The organism is Silvanigrella sp. (genome assembly GCF_044369315.1).
Lineage (GTDB): Bacteria > Bdellovibrionota_B > Oligoflexia > Silvanigrellales > Silvanigrellaceae > Silvanigrella.
On record NZ_JBIPMD010000125.1, the window covers coordinates 1 to 9,442 of the forward strand.

Annotated in this window: 4 protein-coding genes, 1 tRNA gene and 1 pseudogene; 2 read left to right on the forward strand and 4 right to left on the reverse strand. The window is 29.9% G+C overall.

Annotated features, from left to right (window positions below):
• From ACIQ56_RS10645 to ACIQ56_RS10655, 3 genes and pseudogenes are all read right to left on the reverse strand, one after another.
• A partial coding sequence (locus ACIQ56_RS10645; RefSeq protein WP_397601040.1) for an efflux RND transporter permease subunit occupies positions 1-2,465 on the reverse strand: 2,465 nt, incomplete at its 3' end.
• A 167-nt stretch (positions 2,466-2,632) separates the two neighbouring features.
• Positions 2,633-3,199: pseudogene (locus ACIQ56_RS10650) on the reverse strand (flavodoxin family protein).
• A gap of 184 nt (positions 3,200-3,383) precedes the next feature.
• Complete coding sequence (locus ACIQ56_RS10655) at positions 3,384-5,723, reverse strand: AAA family ATPase (protein WP_397601041.1); 2,340 nt, start codon at positions 5,721-5,723, stop codon at positions 3,384-3,386.
• A gap of 113 nt (positions 5,724-5,836) precedes the next feature.
• Between ACIQ56_RS10655 and ACIQ56_RS10660 the strand changes: the two genes are divergently transcribed.
• Both ACIQ56_RS10660 and ACIQ56_RS10665 read left to right on the forward strand, forming a co-directional pair.
• A tRNA-Pro gene (locus tag ACIQ56_RS10660) sits at positions 5,837-5,911 on the forward strand.
• Positions 5,912-6,451: 540 nt separating this feature from the next.
• Positions 6,452-7,447 carry a hypothetical protein gene (locus ACIQ56_RS10665; RefSeq protein ID WP_397601042.1) on the forward strand — a complete coding sequence of 332 codons (996 nt, stop codon included), beginning with the start codon at positions 6,452-6,454 and terminating at the stop codon, positions 7,445-7,447.
• Between the two features lie 158 nt (positions 7,448-7,605).
• Here the strand turns inward: ACIQ56_RS10665 and ACIQ56_RS10670 are convergent.
• Positions 7,606-9,442: non-ribosomal peptide synthetase (locus ACIQ56_RS10670; protein WP_397601043.1), on the reverse strand; the 1,837-nt coding region annotated here is incomplete at its 5' end.

Consider the following 9,442-nt stretch of genomic DNA (forward strand, 5'->3'; position numbering starts at 1 on the left):
ACGGTTACTTTTTCAAGTGGATTTTGAGTTGGTTGATTTAAAAAAGTAGAAGTTAAGTTACTTTCAAGAATACTGCCTGATCCTGTAATAGGGGTTTGTAATATGTCGGATATTTTAGATAAATTTTCTAAAGGAGTCTTTACAACAACAGTATAGTTTACATTATTATTGGGATTTAAAAAATAAGAAGGAGCAACTAAGGAACTCGAGGATAAAGAAACAAGCATACTATTTGAAATGTCTCTTTGATTTATCCCTACTTGAGCTGCTTTTATTCTATCTACATTTAAAAATAATGCAGGATAGTTAAATATTTGTTTTAATGCAATGTCTTCTAGCCCAGGGATTTTTTTTAAATTTTTCATAAGTTTTGTAGCGTAATCATAAGAAAGATAGACGTCCATTCCTTCAATTTGAATATCAATGGGAGCACTCACTCCAAAGTTTAATACCTGATTTACGATATCTGCAGGTTGGAAAAAGGCAACAGATTCTGGATAGAGTTCTGCAATTGATTTACGAATTTCTGCCATGTATTTTTTAGATGGTTTGTGATTTTTATTTAGTGAAATTGAAATTTCAGCGTCCATTGGGCCTACATTATTTGTTTGTACAAAAGCTAAATTAAAGCTAATGGGAATACCAATCATAGAATTGATTGTCAAAATTTCTTCTTTAGGAATGATTTCTCTTATTCTATTTTCAATATTAGCAACTTGTTTTTCTGTTACTTCTAATCTTGTTCCTGCTCTTCCTCGATAATGCAATTTCATAATGCCAGCATCTGTGCTTGGAAAAAAGTCAGTTCCAACGATAAATGGAATAAAACTTGTAATACAAATAAAAATAAGACACATCCATAAAATAAAACCACGATTTTTTAAGCATATACTTAAAATATTTGTGAATTTATCTTGGAATAGATTAAAATAATGATTAAAATTTTCAGATACTTTTCTTAAAATATTATTATTAAGATTATGATTTTCACTTTCAAGTAACATTTTAGATAATAAAGGAACTAGGGTTCTTGATAAAATATAAGAAGCTAACATTGCTGAAACAACAGATAGAGCTAATGGATAAAATAAAAATTTTGAAGGACCTGTTAACAGAACAACAGGAAAAAATACAATACAAATAACAAGGGTTGCCATTAATGCAGGTAAAGCAATTTGACTTGAACCCTCTAAAATTGAAATTGTTAATGGCTTTCCTAAATCTCTTATTCTATGAATATTTTCAACTGCAACTGTGGCATCATCAACAAGCATACCAATTGCTAAAGACAATCCCCCTAGGGTCATAATATTAATTGAATTTCCAGTAATAAAAAGAACAATAAAAGCTGTAAATATAGCAGTTGGAATGGAAGTACAAACAACAATTACACTTCTCCAACTTTCCAAAAATAATAAAATGACTAACGAAACAAGGATGGAAGAAATCAATGCTTCTGTTATTACGTTTTCTATGGCAGCGTTTACAAATACAGACTGATCAAAGTCAAGTTGCATGTTAAAATCATTTGGAGCCATTTTTCTTAATTCTGGGATTTTATTTTTAACGGAATCAATTACACTAAGAGTCGAAGATCCAGCTTTTTTTAAAATATTTAAATAAGAAGCTCTTTTGCCATTTACTCGTACAATATTATTTTGATCTGCAAAGGAGTCTGATATATGGGCGACATCACCTAATGTTAATGCTGCTCCATTTGTAACTTTAATAGGAATTTTATTAAAGTCATTTACATTACTTGGACTCGAATTCATTAATATATTATATTCATAATTATTTATTCTTGCATTTCCAGCTGGGACAATAATATTTGAAGAGGTTAATGCCTCGACAATATTTTGAGGAGAAAGTTTTTTTGCCTGCAGCATAAAAGGATTTAAATCTACATTTATTTGTCTTTGTTTACCGCCATATGGCGCGGGTAGCGAAATTCCTGGCAATGTATAAAGTTGGACTCTTAAAAAATTAACCGCACAATCGAAAATTTGTTCTTCTTTTAAGGAATTACTCGATAAAGTTAATTGAGCTACAGGAACATTAGATGCATTAAATTTTAAAATAACAGGAGATGTCATTCCAGGAGGCATAGATCTTAACGCGGTATTGGAAACTGCAGATATTTGTGCAATTGCCGAACCAATATCTGTTCCTTCTTCAAAATAAACTCTTTGTAGTCCTAAACCTTGGATACATGTGGATTCTAATTTGGAAATTCCATTAACCGTAGTTGTAAAAGCTCTTTCTGCAAGAAATACAACTCGTTTTTCAACTTCATTTGGAGTTAAGCCAGGATAATTCCAAATTACATTTACGACAGGAATATCTATGGTTGGAAAAATATCAACAATCATTTTTTGCAATGAAATAAAACCAAGAATAAATACTAAAATAACGCCAACCGCAATTGTATAAGGTCTTCTTAATGCAAGTTCAATGATCCACATTAGTAAGCCTATCTTAATTTAAATTAAGTTTCGTTATCTGTTTCTTTATTATGTTAAGTTTATTTATAATATTTGCAAGAATGGGTTGGGTATTAATTGCATAGTTTCATAAAATAATTTAATTATGAATTAAAAAAAATAAACAAATGATAAATTATTTGAATTCATTATCTGTGAAAACGAGAGGCAATTTCTGCTACTCTTTTTCCATATAAATTCATAGTTTTTAAATCACTTTCAAGCATGGCATCAGCACCTTGATCGACATTGGCTTGTGACATTGCTCCAATAGAAGATCCAAGACGATTGAGATCATTTACACATGATTTACTTGAATTATTCCCTGGCATTAATCCAAGAGAAACCCAAATCATAGAGTGTTGAGCAGCAAAAATCATAAATTATTGCTCAAGGGTGCTAAGTTTATCACCGCTTTGACTACCTGAAACGGTAAATCCTCCAGCAAATTTATCTTTCCAATCCTGCGTCATCCACATTTTAGAACTTTTATCCATAAATTCTTTAAAAGGAGCAGACGCACTACCCATATAAGTTGGTGCTCCAAATATTATGGCATGAGAGTTTTTTAAAACGTCCCAATTTTTATCAATGTCTGCAACAGAAATTAAATGAGCTTGGACATTTGCAACTGATTTTGCTCCTTCAAAAACAGCATTCGCAGCATGCCCTGTATGACCATATCCTGAATGATAAACAACAGAAATTTGTGACATAATATACTCCTTTGTGTAAAAACAATTTATTCTAATTCACTTTGTTTATTTGTCAATTTTAAATCCATTTAATGGATGTTAAGTTTATTTTTTATATTTTAAGTGAACTATGGATATTTATTTTTAAAAATTTAAAATAGTATATTTTAGAAAACATATAGGCTTGGATTTTTAATTGCTATTGTTACTTTGTGATTTCCATAAGTAATTTGTCTAAAAAAGTATTTCTTTTAATTGTATTTTGACTACCAATTGCTTTTTTAATAGACCATTCTTCTCCAAAGATAATAACATATTTACTCGCTCTTGTGATTGCTGTATAAAGAAGATTCCTGTCAAGCATCGTAAAATAAACTCCAAACATAGGTATGATGCATAAAGGAAACTCCGATCCTTGTGATTTATGAACTGTCATTGCGTAACAAAGTTGTAAGTCGTCAATTTCTTCATCTTCATAAGTAACAATACGGTCGCTAAATTCTATAATTGCTTCCAGTTTTTCTTTTGTTTTTAAAATTGTTTTGCAATATCCTAAGTCTCCATTAAAAACATCAAGTTCATAATTATTTTTTGTTTGAATCACTTTATCGCCTTCTCTTAAAATACCACCGTAAGGTAAGGAGCATTCTTTTTTATTATCTGAAGGAGGATTTAAATGATTTTGCATAATTTTATTGATATTTTCTTGTCCTACATCACTTCTGCGCATTGGTACTAATATTTGAGCATTTTTTATAGGATCTAAATTATAAATATTTGAAATAGTATCTGTTAAAAAAGGCAATAAAATATCGTAAAATGTTTGCTGCGAACAAGGGATAAAAGCAAAGGGTTCTGCGCGTGGAAAAGAGGCAATTCTGCTAATGTAACTAAATTGAGGTTTGTTACCTGAAATAATTTCACGTGCTGCAATAGGAATAGGGCTCTCTGAACTTTGTCTAAAAATTTTAGTGAGTCTTGCAATTGGTACTTTTGTCGATTGAATGATGTCTCTTAAGCAATTTCCTGCTCCTATACTTGGTAATTGATCTACATCGCCCACTAGGATAAGTCTGCGATTAGGCCCTAAGGAAGAGAGTAAAGAGTGTAAAAGGTCAAGGCTTAACATGGAGCTTTCATCAACAATGACGACGTTTACATTATCGAGAGCGCTTGTGTTACCTTCAAGTTCTTCAATTACATTTTGTGTTTCATTTTGTTGCGCTCTTTTTCCAAGACCAAGTAATTTATGCAAAGTGCTTGCTTGTTCCCCAATAGAAGCGGTCATTCTTTTTGCTGCTAAACCCGTTGGGGCACATAAAGCAACTCGTCTATTTAAAGCTCTTTGAATTCCATAAATTGCTTTTAGAACAAAAGTTTTTCCGCAACCAGGCCCCCCTGTAAGCACCATAATATGGGAGCTTAAGCTCATTTTTACTGCTACTTGTTGTTCTTCTGAAAGCTTATCCCATGGCAAATTTGGAAATAATTCTTCAAAAGATTTTTCGCCTGTTTCTATTTCTTGATTTGTTATTTTTTCTTTATGTTCATAAACATGGGATGTGTTAAGAAGGCTAGAAATAAATCCTGCTACTTCATCTTCCATTCTTAAAACTTCGGGTAGATAAAATAAAATTTCAGAGTTTCCATTTTCAACTTTTGAATTTGCAAATGCAGAAGTTTCACGTATTAAAAAAGATTCTCTTTTTGAATCTCGATTTTTTTTATAAATTAGTCTTAATTGCTCTAATACAAATTCTCTTGAAAAAGTAGGATCTGTTTTTCCTCCTAATAAATCACGGGATTTATCAATGAGTTGATCGCGTGGAAGGCAGCAATGTCCGTCTTCTTGAGCAATTTCTAAAGAATAAACAAAAGCAGCTTCTAGGCGAAATGGAGAAGTATTCGGTAAACCTAATTTTTGTGCAATAGCGTCTGCTCGTAAAAAACCGACTTGTCTAAAATCAGCAATCAATCGGTAGGGGTTTTCCATAAGGTTGGTTAAAGATGCGGAGCCATATTTTTCATAAATTCTTTTTGCAAATCGCGGAGGAATATTGTGTTCATGTAAAAAGATCATCACATTTCGAAAAACTTCATCTGTTACCATAGATGTAATTACATTCTCTGCTACCTTGCGTTTTTTTTCTCCAAAAAATTGGTAAATTTTTTCTTTTTCATCGCGGCAAACGAGCACAAGAGAATCAATGTCTTTAATTTTAAGGGATTCTACTAGTTTTTTGGCTGTTACTTCTCCAACCCCTTTGACATTGTTAGCTAAATAGGGTGCGATACCCGAAAGTTCAGAAGGCCTTGCTGCTTCAGAGTATATTGTGACAAATGTTTCTCCATATTTTCCATTGTTTTCCCATTGTCCTATCAAACGATAACGCTGTTTGGCATCGGCTTTGCCAGAGAGAAGGATTCTGCCGGAAGCTTTAAACCTTTTAGCGGATTGCGCATTGATAAACTCGGCTACGAGGAAGTCGCCCTTATCTGACTCAAATATTACCCTTGAAAGAACGCCAACAACTTCTTGAGACACGTACAACTCCTTGATATTATTTGCCTATAAAAAAATATAAGCAACATAACAAAAAAATCAGATTCAGAGCTTGCACTTAAATTTTTTCTGTGGCAAGTATCGTTTCACTGAGTCGGGGGTTAGCGCAGTGGTAGCGCATCTGTCTTGGGAGCAGAGGGTCGCGAGTTCGAATCCCGCATCCCCGACCATTCTTTTATGCTCTCCTTTATCTTTCTTTTCTATGAAATCTTCAAGAGTTTGCCTAATCAGTTAACTAAAATACTAGTTTGAAATGAATTCATATAGCTAAAAATTATATATTTTTTGTTTAAGTTTAGACAATTACACTATAACTTGATTGTTAGTTAAATAAATAAAAATTTTAATGATCTAATCACAATTAATATGATATTTTTTGAATTATTATTCCTATATTTCTTTAATTTTTTTAAAATAAAGAAATCTTTTGTTTTAAAAATCGGACAAAAATCCCTGTAAATAAAAATTCGTAATCACTTCTTAATGTTTTGTTAATTAAAATTATACTTTTTTTAATTTAAAAAAATATAGTAATATAAAGCGATTAAACTGTAATTAAAGTGGTATATTTATTTTATTTGTTTAATATTAGATTGTTATTATGAGTCTATATTTGTGTTTAATATTTGAATTTAAGGTGTTAATTAATCCAAAGTAACAAAGTTATTGTTACTTTATTTTTTTTAATTTTTATTTTTTAGGATATTTATATGTCAAATAATTTTTCAAATATTATGTTTTCTTTATCATTAGGGGCTTCTTTATTGTTAGCTTCTTGTGGTAAAAAAGATAATGCAAATAATGTAACAAATAATGCGGTTGATATTGCTTCGCAAGATGTGAGCCCAAGTCAAGAAGTTAAGAATATCATAACAGTTGATAAACCATATGTATCTCAAGATTTATCTATTGAAGCATCTACTGAAAGTAAAAAAAGTACAGTTTACTTTTTAGTAAATGATTTAAAACCTGTTTGGGGAGTAGATCAATATAAAACAAAAGGAACAGATTTTACTGTTTTAGCAAATTTAAATGATAAAGTAGTTCCAATCGTTCTTACAGGATCTAAAGACGGACAAGCTTGTGGTATTTGGAATATGAATGATGGAATTCAATCTTGTTATTCAGATACTTTATCCGTGCTAACTGTTAAATTTGACCCTATAAAAAATCCAGGTTTGGAAAATGGTTTGTACACAGGTAAATTTGAAATTCTTGCTAAAGGATGGCACAATCCAGACTTTGAAAAAGTAATTTCAATTGATCTTTCTATTGACTATAAATCTGCTAATTTAATCACAGTTGATAAACCATTTGTTTCTAAAGATTTGTCTATTGAAGCATCAACAGAGAGCAAAAAAAGTTCTGTTTACTTTTTAGTAAATGATCTAAAAGCTGCTTGGGGAATTGGGCAATATGTAAAAGGAACAGATTTTACCGTTTATGCAAATTTTAACGATAAATTAGTACCAATTATTTTAAATGGATCTATGGATCGTGGTTGCGGAAGAAAATATATGAATGATGCCGCAATTTGCTATAGTAACTTCGTTTCTGCTTTAACTGTTAAATTCGATTCAGCAAAAAATCTAAATTTAGAGAGTGGTAAATACACTGCTAAATTTAATATTCTTGCTAAAGGATGGCATAATTCAAGTTTTTCTAAAACTATGACACTTGATGTTGAGTTAGATATAAAAAAATAATGATATCTTTCCTTCAAAATCCTTGAGAAAATAAAACTCATAGACTTATAAATATTTGTCTATGAGTTTTTCCATTATTTAAAACCTCTTGTTTTGTAATAGTTTTCTATATTCTGGGCGAAGTGTCTCCGATCAAATTTAAACTGAATGTATTTGAATTATATTCCTTTTAATTTAATATTATTTGCTAAATTATAAACAGTTTTATTTGAATATATTTGAGATAAATCTAAAATAAAGTGTTCTTGTAGCTTGGAAAGAAGTAAAATGGATTTAATTGAATTTCCACCAAGGAGAAAAAAATCGTCATGGATACTTATATTTTCACAGCATAGAATTTCACTAAATTTTTGAGATATCATTTCTTCAATCTGGGTCGAAGGTGCAATATATTGATTTGTTTTTGCAAGCTTCATATCGGGCTCTTTTAATGATTTTAAGTCAACTTTTCCATTATAATTTATTGGCATTTTTTCTAATTGTACAAAAAATTTAGGAATCATATAAGTAGGCAAATGGTTTTCAAGATGTTTTTTTAGAATTTCAATTTCAATATTTTCTTTTGCTTCAAAATAAGCGCATAAATACTTATGGTCTTGTTTGTCATTAAAAGCTTTTATAGTAACGTTTGTGATATTTGCATATTTTAAAATCTGTTGCTCAATTTCATTGAGTTCTATTCTGTAGCCATATATTTTTACTTGAAAGTCGGTTCTTCCCGAAATTAAAATTTCACCAGATTCCAATTTTTTACCAATATCTCCCGTGCGATATAATTTTGAATTGAATCCTAGCTCTTTTTCTTTTTCAGTTTGAAAAGGATTTGGAATGAATTTACTCTCAGTCAATTTATTTTGATTTAAATAAGATTGAGCTAAAATTTCACCGCCAATATAAATTTCACCTTCCATTGAATAGTTTCTAGGATTCAGTTCATTATCTAGTATATAAATTTTAGCATTTTGAATTGGTTTTCCAATTGGAATATTATCTGAATCGATTTCTATATCTTGCAATGTAGCTAATACAGTTGCTTCAGTGGGTCCATAAGCATTTGTAATATTATAGGATGTTTTTTTAAAGTATTTGAGCTTTTCGCCTCCAAGTAGCAAGTTTTTTAATGATCTATTATCTAGATTCATAAATATTTCAGCAAATTTTGTAGTTAAAAAAGAAAAAGTGATATTATTTTCATTAAAAAAATGATTCAATTTATAAATATCAAATTTAATTTGATTTGGTATAAAATAGAGACATGCTCCACTCATTAAAGAGCTAAATATTTCAATTACAGATGCATCAAAGCTAAATGAAGAATACTTTGAAATTCGATCCTCATTTGTAAGATTAAATTTATGAATACAACATTCAATTAAGTTTACAACCGAACTTTGATTTACTAAAACTCCTTTTGGATTGCCAGTTGAACCCGAAGTATAAATTATGTAAGCAGGACTATTATTAGAATTTTCAAAAGGAAGCTCGTTTGAATTTAAATTAGTATAATCAATTTCCTCCAAATCAATAAAATCTATATTTTTAAAGTTTCCATTTTCCAATTTCTTAGTGCTTAGTAATTTTTTAGCATTGCTATCTTTCAAAATATAGTCAATTCTTTCTTTGGGTGTATCTGGTGATATGGGTAAATAAACAGCCCCTATTTTTAAAACAGCTAATATTGCAATCAGCATTTCAATCCTGTTATCTATTAAAATTGCAATAATATCGTTTTTCTTAGTTTTTTGATTTTCTAGGAGTCTTGCTAATTGATTTGATTTTTTATCTAATTCAAAATAATTAATAGATTTAAACTCATCAATTGCGGCAATCTTATCTGAATATTTTTGAACAATATCATTAAAATATTTTGTTAAAGATACATTTTTTACTGGTTTTTCTGTTTTGTTTTGTTCATAAACAATATTATTAAATTCAGTAATATTTAATGTATTCATCCTATAAAGTTTATCGTTTGATTGAGATAATAATTTATCG

Excerpts from the sequence above, each read along its gene's own strand:
- ACIQ56_RS10665 (WP_397601042.1), top strand. The coding sequence starts at position 6,452 with ATGTCAAATAATTTTTCAAATATTATGTTTTCTTTATCATTAGGGGCT.